Here is a 21,981-nt window from a genome sequence, read left to right as displayed (position 1 = left end):
CAAACTCCGGATCGGAACTCCCCGCGGCGCGCCCACAATCAGCCCCCGGCGAACGCTCCGCCGGTGGACCCACGGCCGGCCTTGGCCGAGATTCGCCAGGCCCACGAAGCTCAGCGCGCTCTCGCCGCCGAGATCGCGGAATTGCGGCACCGAGCCGCGGATCCGACCGCGGCCATGGAACCGGATCAGGTCCAGCAGCTGCTGGACCAGGCCGTGGCGTACTCGGTGCAAGACTTGGCGTTGCGCGAGCACGTGGAGGCGCTGCGACGCGCGTTCGTCGGCCAGCAGCTGGCCACCGTGGACGCGGCGCAGCAGGCAGTGGCGGACCACAGTGCGGCCTTGCGGGACAGCCTGATTCGCGAATTCGGCGACACCGAGACCGCCGACCGGTTCGAAGACGACCTCGACCTGATCAACCGCGGCGACGCCATCGCCCAGGATCTGGACCGCGCCCGCGTCGCGCGCCAGCACACCCAGGATCTGCGTGCCGCCGCGGAACGGCAGCTGGAGACCGGCCGGGACAAACTGCGCGGACTCCGGCTCGAATTGCAGCGGGCACTGGAGTCGTCCGAGGATCTCACTGCCGCCCAGCGGCGGACCGCCGAGCGAGCCGTCAGCGTGGCGACCTTCGAGCTGAACGTCCTGGAACAGTCGCACGCTGACCTGACCGCCCGCCACGCCGCCATAGCCGAGCTGGAGGCCCGGCTGTCCGAGGAGTTCGCCCAGGTCCAGCAGGCGACCGATCGGGTCGCCGACCGCTTCGGCGTCATCGACACCCAGGAACTGAATCCGCGCTACCGCGGCGCGCTGTCCGAGGGTGCCCGGCGTGTGGCGGCGCTGCGCGAGACCGTCACCGAGCTACGCCGTGACGATGAGCGGATGGCCCGGCTGGAGGACCGCGGTTACCAGCTGATCGCCATGGATTCCCTTGGCCTGATTCCGGTTTCGGACCGGGTGGGCGTTCTCCTCGCCGACGAACCCAACCCGGTCTTCCCGTACCGCAAGATCGTGGTCGTCGGCTCGGATACCGATACCGCGGGCTACCGGCAGGCGCTGCAGCGCGTGCTTCCCCGCAATCTCGATGCCGAGATGGCGCTGAAGCTCGCCGCGTCGGGCACGCTTCCACTGGAAGTTGAGTTCGCGCTGGTGCAGCCGGAGACCGGTGCACAGCCCTCGACCCGGGACGAGCCCGCCTCGGCCGGGCGTCCGGACGCGCCGAGCAAGCACCGGCGTAAGAGCGAGCGGGCCAAGTTCGAATACGAGCAGCCGCCGTTCCTGCTCAAGTACTCCTCCGACGGCTTCTTCGACGGCGTGGTCGCGCCGCTGCACGACTACGCGCCGGGCCAGCGGTCCGAGCTGATCGACTCGCAGAACCTGCCGTTCTCGCCCGAACTGCGCACCACGCCACCGGGAGTCGATGTCTACCAGTCGGATCTCGGCGAGGGCGTCTTCCAGGTGCGCACCGAGATCGTCGGTGTCGGGGCGCGCGTTCCGACCCATCGATGGACCGTGCAGGCGGTGCAGAACCGGCCGGCGCTCGGCAAGGCGATGCTGGCGATCGCTGAATTCCTGCGCCTGCCCGCCAATACCGCGCACGGCCGGCCGATCCAATTCCAGCTGTCGTCCGAGTTCATGCAGCGCCACCCGGCGCTCGCCAAGGCGATCATCAATGTGACGGAATGGATTCCGTCGGTACGTAAAGGCCGGTGGATTCACCTGGTCCCCTTGGTGCGCGGCATGCGCACCTACGCGTGGTTCGGCAACGGGCAGCGCAAGCCCGCGCCGCTGATGGACGACCCGCTGCGCCCCTCGGCTCGCCCGCTCGCGCCGCATCTGGTGGACGGCACCGAAATTCCGGTCTTCTCCAGCCAGACCCTGCCGCTGTCGGAGGTAGAGCTCGCACCCCAGACCGCCCAGGCGGAGCAGGGCCGGCGCAACCAGGAGTGGACCGAAAGCCAGTACGAGAGCTACGAATTCGATCGCACCGACAACGGCGACAGTCTGCTGCACCAGATCGCCGATCACGCGATCGCGAACCCGGACGCCTACTCCGGTGGCGACCCCAAGCGCCCGGTCCGCGGCAAAGACGGCACCTGGGCGGTCGACCCCACCGGCAAGACGCTGGCCGAGCACCTCGACGGGTCGACCTGGCTGCGCGACGCACAGGGCAACGTGCGTCCGCGCGAGGAGATCCTGGAAAATCTGCGCCGGGTGCGTGATCACCTGATGCGCGGTGAGCTGAACCGCATCCCCGACGTAGCCGAGATGTGGAACCGTCTCATCGCCGGTAAACCGGTGCGCGAGGACATCATCGGGCTCGAAGCGGCCCTGTTCGAGCACACCTTCCTGGCAGTGAACCCCGACGCCGCCTGGTCCGCCGCGCACGCCGCGGCCATCAAGGCAGGCTACAACTGGGACGCCAACCGCCCGCATCTCACCGGCGAGCGCGCGCACCGCAGCCGGTGGGCCCGGCTCACCGGGCGTCAGGCGACCACCATCCCGTACTCCTACGAACCCGCGATCGCCGCGGCGGACCCGGCGAAAACCGGCCGCTTCGGCTTCAGCCTGGATCCGGGCCGGCAGGGTATGGACACGGTCAACCGCAACCTCGCAGCTCTGCTGTCGGGCTGGGCCAGCCCCAAGGTCGGCCAGATCCAGTCCGAAGTGGCAGCGGCCGTTAGCCTTTCGGCGCGGACCTACCGCGGCGACCACACGCTGGCGCTGCACAAGGTGCACGTCTCGGCGAAGGTGAGCGGCGACCCCGGCTCCCGCGTGCTGGAGGTCACCGTACGGCGCGCGGGTGGCGGCATCCTCACCCGCGAGGTGGTCTACACCTACGACGAGCACGAGGCCAACTGCGTCCAGGTGGCGGGTGAACATTTGCGCGCCGATCAGGGCGATGTCACCTGGGCGCATCTGCTCGAGCCGGATTCGCTGGCGGGCGTGCAGTTCGTCGAGGTGCGCTCGGCGATGCAGGGCGCCCGCATCCAGGGCTTCGCCTTCGACGACGACGCCACCGGCCACGCCCGCCTGCTCCAGGGCTTGATCAACGCGGGCCCCGGTTCGTCCGCCTACGCCGTCGAACAGCGCGGCAACCCGAACCGCCACGGCGGTATCGCGCACGCTTTCGCCGTCACCTACCTCGGTGAGAACGCTGATGGCACACACGATTTCAAGGTCAACGGCAAGCGGTACACGCTGCGCGGGATCGACGAGAACGGCCAGGAATGGTTCGTGCCGAGCCGCAGCGAGCAGCCGGCCGCGCCGGCCGAACCCGCGCGCTTCCAGCACGACGGCGACGAACTCGTCATGAACTTCACCGAGGCCAAGGACTTCGGCGCCCAGCACTGGTCGGACACCCTGGCCTCGCTCAGCGAGGACGAGCGCAATCTGGTGCTCGCGCTCAACGGCGACCCGGCGGCACAGGCCCTGGGCTGGCCCACGCAAGTCGCCATCGATGCCGTGCTGCGCGGAGAGCAGGAAGCGACACCGGAGATCTCGACGGCCATCGAGATGCTCGACGAGATGACCCAGCGCACCGTGATGCCCGAATCGGTGATGTTGACCTACGGTGCCGCCACCAACCCCTTCGGCGTCGCTCCCGAAACCATGGTCGGCACCCAGCAGCCGCTGGCCGGATTCTTCTCGGGCATCATCGGTCCCGCGCTGCAACTGGACGGGCTGTACTACCACGTCGAACTGATTGTCCCCGAGGGCACACCCGCGCTGTACCTGGGCGATCTCGGGGCCGCCAAGGGCATGCTGCCCGAGGTGCTGGCGGCCCGCGGCCTGGAAGTGCGCGTCGATCGGGTGATCGACCGAGGCAACAACGGGCACTGGGAAATTCGCGCTACCGTCGTCCCGGCCAACCGAATGTCGCTGTCGGAGTTGACCGGTGGCCGCCGCGGCGACGCGGTCGCGCTGTGGGCGGCTACCTGGCAGGGCGGTCAGGCGATCACGCTGGACACCGGTGACGTGGACGCGGCGCTGCTCGACGACGACGCCTACGTCGGCAGCAACCCGGACGAAACGCCGGTCACGCCACAGCAACTCGAACACGAACGCGGCATCCCGCTGGACCGGCAGGAACAGCTCCAGAACTTCGTCGACGCCAACGACTTTCACCTCTGGGTGCGACCGGCCGACGCCGATTCGGTGTCCTGGATCTACGAGGGCGCGGCCGACGATCCGGAGCTGATGAAGGCCAAGACCATCAACCGCTACGACGTGATGCTGGGCGCGCCCGCGGACTCGATCGGCCTGGTCGGCTTCTTCCGGTTCCCGGAGGGCGGACACCACGACCTGCGAATGCCGCAGCGGACCGACGAATCCGACCTGACCTGGGCCGGCCTCGAAGCGAGGTACCGCCAGCGTGTTCGCGAGTACGAGGCGCTGCGCGGGAAGATGGACACCTACCTCGAGCAGGGCCGGTTCGCTGTCGTCGACGGAGTCGTCCAGGGCCGCAACAAGACCGGTGATTTCGCGCCGGTGACCGGCGACCACGACCTGTTCGACGTCCGGCACGCCGACGGCACGCGCCTGTCGCCGTCGGAGAACTTGTACTTCAACGACGAGATGATCGTCGCGACTATGGGCGTGCAGCATCCGCCGCTGGCGTACTGGCATCCGATGGCGGACGAGGAGTGGACCGCCTATGTCGGGATGATGGAGCAGCACAGCGCGGGTGGTGAGCCGCTGGTGCTGTTCCGTCCGGGGCGACCGCCGGCGCTGGTGCACGTCACCGCGGCCCAACGGGTCGAGATCGCCCAGGAACGCGCGCGGGTGCTCGAAGCCATGATCACCAACGCGCACGCCGAAGTCACCCGGCTGCAGCGGGACCAGCCCGCGGGTTATGCCGATGACATCGCGCGCGTGCGCGGCCAGATCAGCTTGATGTACGGCATGTACGAACGCAACGCCACCGAACTGGAGGTGCGTCAGGCAGACGAAGACGAATTCGAAGACGGAGTGGGCACGCTCGAAGGACTGCTGGAGGCGCCGGAGGGCTGGATCCCGTCGGTGGACGTGCCGCGTACCGCGGTATCGGTGACCCGCGAGCTGATGGTCGAGGGCCAGTCGCGGGTGCTGGCGGATCCGAGCCAGGCCGACGCCGTGATCGAGGAGATCGGTCAGAAGTTCTTGGCCGCGAACGTCCCGGACAAGGTGCACGGTCCGGACCGCACGATGCAGGACGTGTTCCCCGAGCCCGAGCTCACCTACCTGCGGCTGTCGTTGGAGCGGTCGGTCGCCTCGGGCGTGCTGCAGTACAAGCTGACTCAGCTCGCACTGCAGGAGATGATGGCGCATCCGGAGCGGATCGCCGCGGCCGTGCGGGCCGACTACTCCGGCACCGAGCCGGGGTACTACGCCACGACGATGAAGAGCGCCACCGAATACGTGATGGTGGGACATGATGGCTATCCGCGCGATTCCGGTATGCACGCCTTCATGCAGGCGGCGGTCGAGCTTCTGACCGCGACCTGGCCACAGATGGACGACCCGAAGTGGCACCGGCTCGCTGAGATCAAGAACGAGCGGTCCCGGGCCCGCGACCCGTTGCTGGAGGGTGTGCCGGACGCGATGCGGCTGGCGCTGGATCTCCCCGCCCCCTCGGAGGGTGTCTACAACGCGCGCGGCGATAAGACGGTGCTCAGCGCCGCCACCAACATGGAGAGCATCGCGTTGGTGTTGCGCGGTTTCCTCACCAGCCTGTCCCAGCGCGGCGACCAGGTCGCGGGCTGGTCTTGGGCGAGCGTCCAGCAGGCGTTGTTCGAGTTCACCAGCCAATTCAGCGTGATGGCCGGTGTCACCTTCAGCACCCTGGGCCAGTTCACCGCGCCCAACAAGCCGCCGGAATTCGCGATCGAATTCGATCCGGCGGCGCAGCAGATCACCAAGGTGGGAATCACCGGTGACACCAAGGAGATTCGTAAGAACACCCGCAACGGTGTCTGCCCCGGCTTCGTCGGCATCAAGCCGTCCGGCGACGCGGTGGCACCCATCGAGCAGTTGCAACTGGCCTTCGAAGAGCGCGAGATCCGGACCAAGGGCCACAGCTCGGCGGCCAATATCGCGATGCGAGTCGGCGGCTTCCTGCTGCCGCTGCTGGGCCGGGACTTCCCGGCGCTGCATCTCACCAGCGACATGCTCTCCGAGCAGGGGACCCCGATCAACACCTGCGTCGCCGATTCGCTGGGCGTGATCGCCGCCGATCAGCACACCGCGGACCGGCCCGACGTGGTCACTGTGCCCGAGATCTATCCGAACAACCTGGCGGGTTTGACCTGGGAGCAAACCCAGCCGCTGCTGCACGGCGCGCAACTGGAAGGCTTCGGCGATCCGAGCACGGCGCACGCCGAATTGGTGCTGAATCTGATGGAACGGGCACCCGAGGGCTCGATCGCCTGGGTTGTGGACCAACGGGTGACCCCGGACCACAACAACATCGGCGCGCACGCCTGGGCGCTGAAGTGGTTGCACGGCAACAACTTCATGATCGACGGCATCCCGGTCACCTACGAGGGCATCAACAGTTACGGCGAGCCGGAGTTCACCCTGCCCAGCGGCAAGCGGGATACGTTGGCGGCGCTCACCGGAAGCGCGCGGATCGCGAACGCCGCCACCTATGCCGTGGTCTTCCACGACGGCGAGGTGGTCGAGAACGTCGGCGAGGCTGTCGCCCAGCCCGACGCGGGCTTGCGCATCGGTCAGACCCCGGACCAGAACTCACCGGTTCCCGCGAATCGGCAACCGCCCGCCCACGCCCCGCCCGCCGAGATCGCACGGGCGCGGCAGGAAATGGCCGACGCGCTCACCCGGGAATCCGACGCGCGCGCCGCCGCGGCGGGCTTGCAGGCCCAGGCCCAGCAAGCTCGCACCGACGGCCTGCCCGAGCAGGCGCTGCGGCTGGAAACCGAAGCGCTGCAACGCATCGAGGAAGCCGACAACGCGCTCGCCGCGGCGGAATCGGCGCGCAGCGGCGCGGTCCAAGCGCAACAGGCCGCGATCGACCGGGCCCAGCAGGACATTAAGGCCGAGATCGACAGCCTGCGTGCGCGGCTGGCCGCCCGGCTCGGCGGTGACACCGAGATCGCGCAGGTCCACGACTATGTGGACCTGGTCGAGAACATCGACGGTGCGGCGCAGCTGCTCGATCGCGTCGAGATCGCACAAGAGACGCTGCGCACGCTCGAGGCGCAAATCGAGCGCGGCCAGCAGACGGTCGACAAGCTCGCAGCGGCTCTGCGTGATGTCGTGAACACCTCGGTCGACTCGCACGCCTCGGCACTGAACGATATGGGCGCCGCCAAGGTGAAACTGGCCGAGGCCGAACAGGCCCTGGTCAAGCTGGAGATCGCGCACAGCAAGCTGATCGAGCAGCTGCCGCCCGGGGACCTGCAAGAGGTGCACGACGCGCTGGTGGCGGACCTCGAGGCGGGTACGCGCGCACGTGATTCGCTCGCCCGGGTTTTCGGAATCGCCGATGTGCAGCAGGTGAATCCGCGCTACGGGCGGGAACTGGAGCCGGGTGCGCGTGAGTTGAACCTGGTGCGCGACAACCTGACTCGCTTGGAGCGCGCCGAGGCGGAGCTGAGCAGGCTGGCGGAGCGCCAGGCGGCCCTCGACGCACTCGATGCTCACGGAATGCTGCCGATCGCGGACCGCGTGGGTGTGCGGCCCTCGACGCGGCCCTCGACGCTGTTCGGCGATGCCGAGATCATGGTGGTCGGCACCGGCACCGACACCGCGGGGTACCGGCAGGCGTTGCAGGCGCAGCTCTCGCCGTTCACCGAGCTGGATACGCTGCTGAGCTTCGCCGCGGACAGTAAGCAGCCGCTGACTGTGCGGTTCGCCCAGATCTCGGTCGATGCCGACGGCCGGTACCAAGGCGCCGTCGATCTGCCCTCCACCAAAGCGGAGTTGACCGCCCGCGCAGGCGCCCTGCCGGATCCGAACAAGCTGACGCCCAAGAAGCCGACCTGGGACCCGAAGAAGCACGCCCGCAAGTGGGAGAAGGAACGCTGGACCGAGCCGCAGCCGCCGTTCCTGCTCAAGGTCTCGATCGTGCCGAGCTTCGACAAGATGCTGGCTCCGCTGCACGATTTCGGTCCGAACGAGGTCCCGGGCTTCTTGCTCCCGCCCAACCTGCCGCTGGGCAACGGTGTCTACATCAACACCGAGGGGCTGGACGCGTGGTCCTCCGACGTCGGGCTCAACCTCTTCCACCTGCGCATCTGGTTCACGGGCATTCTGGAGCGGATTCCGGGCCACCGGTGGACCAAGAGCCTGGTGCACAACCGGCCGTGGATCGGCCGGACCGTGCTGACCGCGACGAAGTGGCTGCCCAGCACCACCAAGTTCAAGTCGGTGCAGGTACCGCTGTCGTCCGACTTCGTCCGCGACCACGAGAGGCTGACCGCGGCGATTCTCGAAGCGGAGCAGTGGATTCCGGCGATCCGTAATGGTCAATGGTTGCAGTTGGTGCCGCTGGCGCGCGGCCGCCGCAAGTACGGCTGGTTCGACGACGCCCAGCCAGACCCGATGCCGCTGCACAATCCCGAGGTCGCCCGGCCCACCTACAATGCCGAACAGCGACACCTGGACGGTTCCGCCGTCATTCCCTACACCGGCCAGAGCATCGAGATCCCCGAGGGTCTCGACGCCCGGTGGGAAGCCAATGAGGCTGCGCGACAAGAGATTCGGGAGCGCACCGAGGTCGACTACGCGAACTTCGAGCGCAATCGAGTCGAAGGCGACAGCTACATCACCCAGATCGCGGCGCAGGCGCTCGCGAACCCGGACGCGTACTCCGGCGGCGACCCCAAGCGTTTGGTGCGCGGCAAGGACGGCGCCTGGGACGTCGACCCCAAGGGCTCGACGGTGCCGAAGAATCCGGACGGGTCCACCTGGCTCAAGAGCGACACCGGCACGGTCCGTTCCGAGCAGGAAGTCGTCGCGACGCTGAAGCGCATCCGCGATTACCTGATGCGCAACTCCGAGATCCTGCCCAACCACGATGTCGCCGCCATGTGGAAGCGGCTGATCGCCGGAAAGCCGGTGCGCGAGGACATCATCGCGCTCGAAGCCGCGCGCTACGAGCTCCAATTCCTGTCCCGGCACCCCGGCGCCACCGGTCAGCAGGCGCATGCGGCGGCGATCGAGGCGGGCTTGAACTGGGATGCGAACCGTCCGCATCTGGAGGCCGAGCGCACCCGGTGGCAGCGCTGGACCGGCCGCCGCGCCGACCCGCTCGGGTTCACCTCGGAGCTGGATCCGAACGTCAACGATCCGGCCCGCACCCGCTACTTCCACTCCGAACCGAACTACGGGGTGCAGGGTCTGCACGAGATCCGCGCGCATCTGGCCACGATCATGCGCGGCTGGCCGCAAGCCAAGATCGATCAGGCGCAGGCCGAGGTGACCAAGCTGGTTCGTGCGGCTGCCCGCAGCTACTCCGGCGACCACGGGATCGCCCGCAATGTCGTATCGGTCGCGGGCCGCGTCACCGGTCAGCCGGGTTTCCAGCGGCTGCAGCTCAGCGTGGTATCCCACGGTGACGGACGGCTGGGCCCACGGAGTTACACCCTCTACCAGCACGACAACGACTGCGTGCCGGTGGCCGCGGGCTTCGTCAACGCCGCACAGAACGCGGCCACCGCCCTCGACCCCGACATCGATCCGGATCTGGCCGTCACCGACGCGGATCTGCTGACACCGTCGCTGGGCGGTGTGCTGTGGAGTGCTGTGGTGCCCACGCTCCACGGCGCGGAGGTGCAGGGTTTTGCCGCCCAGGGCCAGACAAGTGCGCACACCCGCCTGGTGCAGGGCATGCTCCACTCGGGTCCGGGCACCACCGCCTACATCTTCGAACGGCGCGCCCTGGGTCATGGCGATGTCGGGCACGCGGTGGCACTGCACTATGTCCGCGAAAACCCCGACGGCACACATGATTTCCTGCTCAACGGTGAACCCGTCACACTGAGCCACCTCGACCCCAACGGTCACCCGTGGTTCCAGGCCCCGCGCTCCGATGCCGCCCGCAAGGCGCTCGAAGGTCCGGATTCGGGGGAGCCGGCCGCGGTCTCGCTGGCCGAATTGACCGGTGGCACCACCGATGCCGAGGTTGACCTCTGGGCAGCGGTCTGGAAGGGCAAGCAGCCCGTCATCCTCACCACCGGCGATGTGGACGCCGTACCGCCCGCCGACAGCGACTACTTCGGTACCTCGCTGGACCGGTACCCGCAGCAGGTGCGAGCCTTGCTGGTCGAGACCGAGGTCGGCCGCGAAATAATGGCCATGCTGGAGCGTTACGCGATCACCATCGATTACTCCGATGGTCTGTCCGCTCATGCCGACGGTGAGTACATCCAAGAGCGCCTGACCGCGATGATCCGCCAGACGGGTCGCACACATCTGGTGCAGGCGCTGATATTGGTCCACGAAGCGGTGCACGCTCGCGCCCGGCTGACCGGCGAGGGGGTCAATACCCCGTTCCACATGAAGGTGTGGTCGCGGGAGGCCTATGTCGACGCCATGGTGCGCGAGGAATCCGCGGCGTTCGGCATGGAAGCCGAATTCGCGCGCCAGGCAATACAAGCGGGCTACGGCCTGACGCTGGCCCCGCGACATGTCGCGTATCTGGCCGCCTATGACGCCGCGGTCGCGCAGAGCAACCAGAGTGACCCGAATCTGGATCCGTCGCAGGTCCGCGACCTGGCCAGGCGCGCGGGTATCGAGGCGATCCGCGACGACGTCGCGACGTCGAAGTGGAACGACGGCCGGAACTACCAGGAGTACTACACGAAGGCCTGGGAGAAAGGCGCCAAGAACCACCTCGATCTGCTGTCGATTCACGAACCGTCCAATCAGCAGGTCGAGCAGCAGCTGTATGAGCTCCTCAATCAGGGCCGGGCCGCCCAGGCCCGCCAGCAGGCGATCATCGCCGAGATCGCGGATCTGGCGGAGGCGCTGGGACTGCCTGCCGGACAGCGCGATCCAAAAACCGCGGCGGCACAGGCCGATCTTATGCGCCAGTGGAACGCCCTCGAGCGCGCGAATATGGTGCAGTCGCTGTCCATCGACGAGGCGGAACTGGCCAGGGTGCCGCTGTCCGGAGCAGACGCGGAACAGCGCGCGGATCTGCTGCGCCGCGAGTTCGATCTGCTGCGCCTGGCCGATGCGGTGGACCGCCACCAGCACGCGCTCGCACAGCTGCTGCGCGCCGCGGACGCGGTGACGGGGCTGGCCGCTCGCGACGTGCTCGGCGAATCCATGTTCTTCGGTGCCACCGAAGCGGACACGGTCACCCTCGACCAGGACGCCCGGGTAGTGACCGACCGGGTCGGTCTCGTCGAGGGCGAGCCGCCGCACCTGGTCGTCGTCGGCCTGCGCGGCGACTACGCGACACCGCTGGCCGCCGCGGTCGCGCTCGATCCGGCGGTCGCGGCGGCGGTGGCCGACCCCGCGCATCGGGTGACCTACCTCGAGGTCTCCGTCGACAGATACGCGGTGGTGACCGCCAAGGTCGTCCCCGAGGCGAAGGCGACAGGGGTTCGCGTGACCGCGAAGCCGCCCGCTCTGCCCGCGGACGCGCCGTCCTCCAGGCACCTGGCCCGCCAGGAGTCCGCGCGGCGCGCCGACGATGTTCGAAACCTGTTGAGCGGCACCGAGATCGGTACCTGGATCAACGACATGCTGGAGCGCGCCGGGGTGGAAATCATCCACGAATCCGGTGCGGAAGCCCTCTTCCTGCCCGAGCGCGGGGCCATCGTCCTCGATATCGGCGCCTCCGATCTCGAGCAGGCCGTCGCTCTGGCGCATGCGGCGATGCACGCCGATGCGACGAGTCGTAACAAGTCCGCCAGCAACACTCGCAGCCGCCTCTCGATGACGCGCGATGACTACGTCGAGTCGATGGTGCGGGAGGAGAGCCGGGCCCACGCCGTGGAGATCGAGCTGCGCCAGCAACTCCGGGACCTCCAGGCACTCCAGGACCTCGGCTACGTGCTGCCGGTCGACGCCTTGGAGCAGGCTTACGATCACGCTTTCAGCCAGGCGCGGGACGCGGCGCTCAGCGCCGACCCGTCGGATCCGAAAACCGCTCGGCAACGCGGATTCCTGGCCGGCGTCGACGCCCTCGTCGAACTCCTGAGCGGCCGGGCCGGTCCGAACGAGACGGGTAGCAGGTACACCGATATCTACGGCGACGCGTGGGATCGCGCACACGGTGTCGCGCAACCCGTGGTACCGCAGGACGGCACCGCGACGAAAACGCCCGGCGACGCCAACGGCACCACGGCCCCGCCGCAAGAGCCCGCGGACGCGCCGCCGATCAACACCTGCGTCCCGGATTCCCTGGGCCGGGTAGCCGCCGATCAGCACACGCCGGGCCAGCCGGACGTCGTCTCCGTGCCCAAGGTACGGCTGGGCAACCTGTCGGGCATGACGTGGGCGCAGACGCAGCCGTTCCTGAACCAGGCGCGCCTGGAAGGATTCGGCCCCGCGGAATCCGCGCACGTCACCCTGATCCAGAACCTGATGGAGCGGGGCGGCCCCGGCGCGATGGCCTGGGTCTTGGATCAGCGGCAGACGCCGGACCACAACGAGATCGGCGCGCACGCCTGGACGCTGAAGTATCTGGAAGGCAATAACTTCCTGATCGACGGCGTCCCGGTCACCTATGCGGGCGTCAACAGCGCGGGCGAGGTGGAGTTCACGCTGCCCAGCGGGGAGCGGACCACGCTGGCGGCGTTGACCGGCAGCGCGACGAACGCCAATTCGGCGACCTATGCGGTGACCTTCAAGAACAACAAGGTGATCGAGGGCATCGGTGAACGCGTCGCGCAGCCCGACGGCGACTTGCGCATCGGCCAGACCCCGGACCAGAACGTGCCCACCCCCGCGCACCGGCAGCCGCCCGCCCATGGGCCGCCGGCCGCGCTGCGCACGGAAATGGCCGAGGCGCTCGCCCGGGAAGCCGCGGCCCGCACCGAGGCCGCGCAGGCGCTCGCCGAGGCCGAGCAGGCCCGCGCGGAGGGTCGTGCGGATGCCGCGCTGGCTCTGACCGAGCAGGCGCGGCTGCGCACCGAGGTCGCGGAACACGCTGCGGTACAGGCTGAATCGGCGCGCACCGCGGCGGTCGAAGCGCGTCAGGAAGCGATCAGCCAGGCGCGGCACGATCTTCAGACGGAAATCGACGAACTGCGGGCGCAGCTGGCCGATAGCTTCGCGGGCCCAGACGAACTCGCCCAGTTCCGCACCGACCTCGAGCTGATCGACAACCTCGATGGCGCGCTCGCCATGCGGGACCGGTTCCAGGTCATCCTGGGGATATTCCAGGCTGTGGAGCAGCAGATCGCACGCGGCCGGGCGGCCGCGAGCCAACTGCGCCAAGGGATTCTGGCGCTGGAATTCGACGGGGTAGACAATCCGGAGGCCGCACGCTTCAAAGAATCGGATCTGCGCGTGCTGCGGCAGAAGGTGCGCGAGACCGAACTAGCCCTGGAGGATCTGCAACGCACACACGCGGCGTTCAGCGAGAAATTCGATCAAGCCGAACTGGCCGAGTTGCACACGGCGCTGACCCTGGAGATCACCGCGTCCACCCGGGCGCAGTACACGGTGGCCAACGCCTTCGGCGTCGTCGACTCCAACCAGCTGAACCCGCACTATCGAGGGTCCCGCGAAACCGGCGCCGAAGAGGTGCAGCAGTTGCGCACCGCCATGGCGCGGATCGAGCAAGCCGAGAACGCGCTGCAGCGGCTGTCCGAGCAGCAGGCCGCGCTGGACGCACTGAATGACATGGGCCTGCTACCGGTTTCGGACCGGGTCGGTATCCGTCCCACGACCGCCCGGTCGCCCGGGTTCTCCCGGATGACCGTCGTCGGCACCGACACCGATGTCAACGACTACCGGCGCGCCGCCCACTCGGCCATGCCGCCGCGCACCGACCTGAACATGATCATGGGTTTGGCGAACTCGCCGACGCTCCCGCTGCAGATGAGTTTCGCCCGGGTCGAACTCGACGCCGACGGCCGCTACGCGAGCACCGAACTACTGCCCTCCACCGACGCGGAACTGACCGAGCGCTCCGGCTCCTGGAACCCGGCCAAGCACGCCCGGCCGTGGGAGAAGACCAAGTGGACCGAGCCGCAGCCGCCGTTCCTGTTCAAGGTGTCGATGGTGCCGACCTTCGACAAGATGCTCGCGGCCCTGCACGAGTTCGAGGGCGACGAGGTTCCGGCGTTCCTGTTCCCGCAGAACCCGCCGTTCGCGCCGACGATCTACAACGTGCCCCAGGGCGTCGACGCCTGGACCTCCGATGTCGGCCTCAACCTGTTCCATCTGCGCATCCTCGGGCTGGGCATCATGGACCGGATTTCGACCCACCCGTGGATGCGGAGTTTGGTCCAGAATCGCAAGTGGATCGGCCATTTCGTGTTGTCGGCTACCCGCTGGCTGCCCGCGAACACCGCGCACGGACAGTCCGTGCAGTTCTCCCTGTCGGCCGATTTCGTGAGCCGTCATCCGCAGTTGGCCTTCGGGCTGGCCGACGCTTCGCAGTGGGTGCCGGAGGTGCGCGAGGGCCGCTGGATCCAGCTCGTCCCGGTGGTCCGCGGCACCCGGACCTACGCTTGGTTCAACGACGCCCAGCCCGACGCCCAGCCGCTGCACAACCAGCTGCTGGCCGGGCCCGCGCTCAATTCCGAGCAACTGCGTCTGGACGGGACGGTTCTGCCGTACGCGGGGGAGAGCGTCGAGATCCCGGAGGCGCTGGCCGAGCGCTGGAACGCCAATGAGGCCGCACGCGAAACCCTTCGCGCGGAGACGGCGGAGCACTACGACAGCTTCGAGCAGAACCGCCTGTACGACAACGACAGCTTCCTCACCCAGGTTCGCGACAACGCGCTCGCCGGCGTCGACCGCTACTCCGGTGGCGACCCGAAGGAGTGGGTGCGCGACAAGGACGGCGCGTGGATTCGTGACCCCAAGGGCACGACGATCCGCAAGCACGACGACGGTTCCACCTGGCTCAAGGATCATCAGGGCAACCCGCGCTCGCCGGAGGAAGTCCTCGACACGCTGCGCCGCGTCCGGAACTATCTGCTGCGCAACACCGAGATCCCGCAGAACCCGAACGTCGCCGCGATGTGGAACCGGCTGATCGCCGGCAAACCGCTGCGCGCCGACATCATCCTCATCGAGAAGGCGCTGGCCGAAATCAAGGTCTTCGCCACCAATCCCAACGCCACCGCCGCGGTCGCCGAGGCCACCGCGAAGGCCGCGGGCTACGACTGGATCCCGCCGCACCTGCCCGGCAAGCGGACCCTGTGGCAGCGGCTGACCGGTGCCCGCGCCACCCCGATCGGCTACACCACCGAGTTCGCGCCGAACGTCAACGACCCGGCCGCCACCCGCCGCCTCGGCACCACCCTGTACTTCGGCGTGCAGGGCGTGGGCCCGATCCGCAGCCAGCTCGAGGCGATGCTGTCCGGCTGGCCCGCCGCGAAGGTCGCCGAAGCGCGCCGCGAGGTCACCGAGCTGGTCACCGCGGCCACCCAGTCCTACAGCGGCGATGTCGGCATCATGCGTGGTGGCGTGCACGTCTCGGCGCACATCGTCGGCGACCCCGGTACCGAAACCCTGGTTGTCACAGTCGAAGCCGACGGTGACGGCAACTTCCCACGCCGCCGCTACCTGCTCGACCAGCACGACAACAACTGCGTGCCGCTGGCCGGACAGCACGTCAACGCCGCACAGGGGCAGCCCGTCACCGACGCCGACCTGCTGGAACCGGGGCTGGCCGGGGTGCTCTGGAGCGACATCAAGCGCACCTTCAAGGGTGCGGAGGTCCAGGGTTTCGTCACCGACGCCGCCGCCTCCGGCCACGCCCGCCTGGTCCGCGGCCTGATCGCCTCGGGCCCCGGCACCACCGCCTTCGTCGTCGAACAGCGCGCCACCGCGGACCGGCACGGCTCCACGGGTCACGCCGTCGCCCTCACCTATGTGGGCCAGAACGAGGACGGCACACACGCTTTCACGCTCAATGGCGAACCGGTCACGCTGAACAAGATCGTGGACGGTCAGGAGTTCTTCGCCGACCCGCAGGGCCGCCGCACGCCCACTCGCACGTTGCCGAGCGGTGAACAGGAGACCGTGGCCAAGGAAGTGCCGCTGGCCGATATCGCCGGCGGCAGCCGCGAAGGGACCGTCGCGCTCTGGGCGGCGGTGTGGAAGGACGGCCAGCCTGTCGTCCTGCACACCGCCACCCCGAACGCCGCACTCCCTGCCGATAACCTCTATGTCGGCCAGAACATTTCCAATAATTCTGGACCTGAAGGGGATCCGCGCGCGCCAGACAGTCCGGAGAGAAACGCGGAACCGGCCCAGCCACCCGCTGCCCTGGACGAAAGAGTCCAGCGGCTGCTGGACGACGTTGACCGGACTGCACCGGATACCGATACGGCAGAGCGCGCCAAAAGCGCCGTGCGCGAGCAGTATCAAGCGTTCTATGCCGAGCGTGTAGAGGGCCTGTGGCGCGAATACGCGAACAACAAGCGCCGCGATTTGCTCTCGGAGGGAAAGCTGGCGGCCGAAGCCGAAGCTACCGCCCGGCGACTGGCGAACGAGTACATGACCGGTACCAGGGCTGAGCGCGCCCTTATCCGTACGGTCGGTGATCGCCTCGAACAGTGGGCCCAGCGAGCAGTTCCCCAACTGTTCCGAGCTGCGCCGCAGCCGACTGCGACGGATGCCACCGAAAGTACGCCGGTAACCCACGTACTCCGCCACTTGGATACGCCCGCCAGGTCCCGGGCCCTCGTAAACTTGCTGGCACAGATTGATGCCACCGCAACCGACCCGGTTTTAGCGGATCGAGCGAAAGATTTCGTGCTCAGGCGCTTCGAACAATATCGGCAACGGAATACGGTCGATATCGCCAGTGGACGTACGCAGGGTGCCATCGACAGTGCCGCTGCGGAGGACACCGTCCGGTGGGTCGACAAAATCCGGGTACGCGCCGAGCGGGCTCGCAGCAACTTCGTTCATCGGCTCATCCGGATCGATCTGGCCGAACGCGGGATCGCTTCCGACATCGATCCGCAATTGCCTGCCGCACAACGGTTCGTCATCGAAAGGATCACCGGGCTGCTCGATCAAGTGACTCGAGCGCAGGACGCGCTGGATAGCTTGCTGGCGGACAAGCCCGAGCTGCGGGACAACGGTGCCGAGCAATGGCAGACGATCATCACGTCGACTCGGTCCCAACTGGCCGAGCTCGCCGGTGATCATTTCGAGGGCAAGACTCCGACCGGAAAGCCGATCAACGAGGCGGCCAATGTGGCCTTCCTTCAGGGCTATCAGGTGGTGATGCGCGGACTGCTTGGTGAACTCACCGTGGCCTCGCAATTGGACGGCGTAGCGCGTGTATGCCAGCTGATCGACGCAGATTTGCCCATAGTGGGCCGGATCGAGGGCGAAGTCGACGTTCTCACAGATCGCGGCGCCACGTGGAACGAGGTGAAGACCCGTGCGCGGGAGGTGCAACAGGACCGAAACCTGCAGCCGGAAACCGAGGCGCAGGTGCGTCGTCAGCTGCAGATCGCCTATCTGAATCGAGCTTTGTGGGTCGACGGGCGCCCGCCGAGGTTGGTGTGGCATTTCCTGGATGGCATCGCCCCGACCGAGAAGGCTCAGATCGAAGCCCTCCGAATCGAGGATGAGAACGGTGGGGTGCTCGAGGATCACCGAGTCGAGGTGATCGACTATGCGAACACCGAGGTGGCCTCGAGCGCCCGTCTGAATCCGGACGGCGACCGGCCGTTCTCGATGCCGGCGTTGCCGGATGACGAGTTGCCCGACGCGATGTACACGATCCTGGATCGAATCGACCGAGCCTCCGCTGACCCGGATTTTGCTGACAGCGTCAAAGCTGCTGTGACCGAACGTTATCGAGAGTTCCGGAAGGAACGCGCGGAGCGTGCCTATCGCGAGTTCTTGAAGAACAAGACGCAACAGCTCGAAGCCAACGACACGCCCGACGCCGAGGTGGCATCGATGGCGCGGGAGTACGCCGACGATCAGATCGTCGGTGAGCGTGCGCTGGATAGAATCGGTCGTGATGCCGCAGCTCGGACCAAACAGTGGGTCGAAAGTGAGCTCCCCCGGTTCCTCGCCGACTCCGCCACCTCGCAGCCGGATCCGGTGACTACAAACACCATCGAGGAGTTGCCGAAGGCGCTGCGCAAATTGCTGACGCAGATTGCCGAACACTCCGATCAAGGTGTCGTCGAGCAAGCCAAAGCTATTGTTCTGCAGCGTTATCAGGAATATCGGGAGACCCCGGCCGCCGGTGTCCGGCGCGCCACATCGGCCGCGAAGATCGAACAATTCACACAACTCGGCATGTCACACGCCGACGCCGAACGGCTAACCGATCCGGAAGTGGACGCTTTCCTGGAGAGCCCCACCGGGCGGAAAGCGATCGATAGCCCGGCCGCCAACAACGCCGTCCAATGGGCGGACAAGGTACGTCGCAGCGCGGATCGCGCGGGCACGGATTTTGTCGAACGTCTCGCAGCGATCTACCAGGAAACCGGCGGTAGCGAACCCCCCGCCGCCGAACCCGACGCACAGTCCACCCGTCTACCGGAACCCGCCGCGCTCGGCACCGAGGCGGAGCAAAAGCTGGCGCGAGCGCTGGGTCTGGATATCAAGGTGCTTCAGGCGCCCGGACGGCTTCGAGGGGCCGTGGATACCGTGCAGGATCAGTTGCGTGCCCTGGATGCCGAAGGTTGGCAGCGCGCTGTGGATGCTGGCAGGTTGCCAGAGTTGCGAAACTGGGTCCGCCAGCACATTTTGTTGGATTACGAGGCTCATGAACTGCAGCTTCAGGAGTACACGACCGCCGTGTACGACGACGCGGCTGCGCGGCGGTTGCGCGAGGCCAGCGCAGAATTGCAACAGGAGCTTGCCCGGTTGCTCGCGGTGGATGATCTGGTCGATCCACCGCGTCGAACCTCCGACGATCCGGTCGCCGAGTTGCGTCGCGCCGCCGCCGCGACCGGATCACCGGATCTGGCCTCGTTCGTCGAACTGTGTGCCGAAGCCCTCCCGCCGCGATTGCCGGCCGAACGGGCCCCGGATACTCAGTTGGAGGCGGCGCGCGCGAATCTGGCCGACCTGGCCGCTTTGCTGTCGATGGATCCCGGCGAACTCACCGCGAATTCACCGCGGTTGGCCGATTTGCGCGCGGAATGCGAACACCTCGCGAACGCACTCGCGCAGAGTTTGGACACCTCGGTCGCTGATCTGGAATCCGTTCTGGAAGAACGGGATTTGTTCGGCGACGCGGACACCGACCCCGATACCCTGGATCTCTACACCAATTGGTTGACCAGCACCGGGGTCTTGGAAGCCGCGGACGCCTACAACGGCCTGCTCGGGAACGCCGAGAGCGTGACGTCGAGCGAGCCCGAGCCTTCGAGCATCGGGCAACTGCTCCCGCAGTTCGGCACCGCGGAGACTACCGCCCCGACCTCGCCGCTGAGCCCGGCGGAAATCGTGCGCGCGGTAGTGGATCGAGCGCTGACCGAACTCGGCTCGCCCGTCAGTGCAGCCACACAGCACCCAGACGGCGGCTTCACCTGGGCCACCGACCTCGTCGGAAGCGTCACACAGGCTGGGAATTACGCCGCCGCGGCCGTCGCACCGAGTAGCCAGGTCGCCGGTATCGGCATCGACGCCCGGTTGTTCGATCCAGATCCCACCCAGGAGTTGCCCGTCGCTCTCCTGCTCCAGTCCGCTCAACTCAGCGCGGCAGAAGCTTTGGCGCCTGTGGCGGGTCGTGTACTCGGCTCGTCGGACTTGCGGATCACCCTGGACCCGCCCGGCGGCTTCCGCGTAGACGTGCTGGATGCCCACGCCCAGGGCACGCTCGGTCGCGGAACGCTCGAGGGTCGCTTCAGCGTCGTAGGCAATCGAGTCCTCACCGCGCTCGTTGTCCCGCGAGCGGCGACCGCGGCGCAGCCGCAAACCGCCGAGGGCACCGGTTCCGTACCGACGATTGCCACTCAGCCGATCGACACCGAATTGCGAAATCCCGCGTCGCACGGGCGCCATCGCCGAGATCCCGGGACATTGTTCGCCTTCGACCCGGAAGGCCCGCACGAGGTTCACGCGCACCGACCACCCGGCGCCGGTGCCAAACGCACCCCGGGACCCCTCCTCCGCACGGTGCTCGCTCAGTTCTTCCCCGATTACGTACCCGGCCTAGATTTCGACGCCGCCTCGCGAACTCAGCGCAGCACTCAGGGTGTGGTGGATTACCTCGCCGGCTATTACGAGAGTTCGGATTTTGTCGCCTCGCTGTTCGGGCCCATCGATCCGGCCGTCCTGGAGCAACTGGAGTCGATCGATCCGCAACAACTCGCGCAGCTGCTGACACAACGAGGACTTACGGACTCGGAAGTCGAGGGGATTCGCAACCGGCTCACCGAGATTCGTGACAACAACGGGCGGATCACGGGTGAGTACGCGGGCGACCTGGACGATGCGGACTCCGATCAGGATGCCACCTCGAGACTGCTCGATCTGGCCGCGCTCCCGGACCCGCGAACGTTGGGTAAGGCCCAGGAATCCGACTTCACCGAAATCGAATTCCAAGGGCATCGTCTGAAGAAGGTGACGTTCAAGGGCAGCGATACCGTCTGGGTGTACAAGCCATTCCACGGTGACACCACCTCGGGTGGGAATATCCCGCCGTCGGGTCGCCCGATCCGCGAAGTGAAGGGTTATGAACTCGACCGATTGCTGAAATTCGGGCTCAAAGCGCCCACCTACCTGTGGGACGGCAGCCTGGGGCCTGGTGTTCTACGGCCATTCGTCACCGGCACCACCGGTCACGCCACGCTCGCATTCACCGGCGAGATGGGTGGCGACGAGCGCGGAGTCGTACGTGACATGCTCGCGGTCGAGGACTACATCGCGGGTAATCGCGACAAGCACGAGGGCGACACCGTCATCACCCCGGCCGGCCAGGTGATCTCGACCGACGATGAATTCACCTTCCCGATCGACGCGGACTCCTTCCCGGTCGAACCGAAGTCGATTTTCGTCGCGGAGGCCGTGGGTCGCCAGCTGAAACCAGCGGTTCTGGACCTGGTCAACGCGGTGGAGCCGGACGACCTGCGCGCCGTACTGTCGGGCTTGGAGCCCGAGGCGATCGAGGGTGCGGTCGCCAGACTTCTGGAAATCCAGGAGCACGGGATGATCACCGGTACGAACTGGCCGTACCGAACCGGCATCCCCGTACTCGCGGCCGCTGCGGTGGATGCATCCGCGCCTCCACAGGAGAGTGTCGAGCCCGAGCGGGCATCGGTGTCCGATCCGGCGGCCGATGAGGTGGTACTCGGCCGCACCGAGATCCCGATCATCGGCCAGGAGTTCGCCGATCCGCGGCAAGCTGTGCGGGATTTGACTCGGGGTTGGGCGGATCCGGGGCAGATCGACACTGCGTTGCTGGTCACTTCGGAAATCGCGGGGAACGTACCGAGGCATGCGCAGACCGATGGTCAGGTCGCGGTCACCGTTCTCGAACGTGGCGGGCAGCGGGTGTTGCGGGTCGAGGTGTCTGATCTGAATCCGACCCTGCCCGCGCGGCGGGGTACCAGCCTGGGCTCGGAGTCCGGTCGCGGCCTGAATTTCATGGAGGCGATGTCTCATCGTTCAGGTCTTCGGGTGGAGGAGTCCGGGCCGTGGGCCAAGACGATTTGGTTCGAATATGACGAGAACGGTGGTGATCCTGCCGCTGTAAGCGGGGGGATCGATCAGGGGCCGACGCTCAAGGGTGCGGATCTGGACGCAGCGCTGGCCGACTTGCCGGACGAGTTCGATACCTCGGCGTTCGAAGCCATGCTGGACGAATCGGACGAGCAAACCGTTGACGTACCGGAAGACTCGACGACCGTGCCGTCGGAGGAG

1 protein-coding gene (only partly in view) is annotated in these 21,981 nt (G+C 67.4%); it reads left to right on the top strand.

This entire window lies inside a single protein-coding gene on the top strand: locus BJ987_RS01580, encoding a LuxR C-terminal-related transcriptional regulator. The 51,618-nt coding sequence extends 12,723 nt beyond the window's left edge and 16,914 nt beyond its right edge, so the window shows coding positions 12,724–34,704, spanning codon 4,242 (complete) through codon 11,568 (complete); the first complete codon in view begins at position 1. The start codon and the stop codon both lie outside this window.

The sequence above is a fragment of the Nocardia goodfellowii genome, from assembly GCF_017875645.1.
Taxonomy (GTDB): Bacteria; Actinomycetota; Actinomycetes; order Mycobacteriales; family Mycobacteriaceae; genus Nocardia; species Nocardia goodfellowii.
Note: the sequence above shows the minus strand (reverse complement) of the source record. Positions and strands in the feature narration are given on the sequence as shown.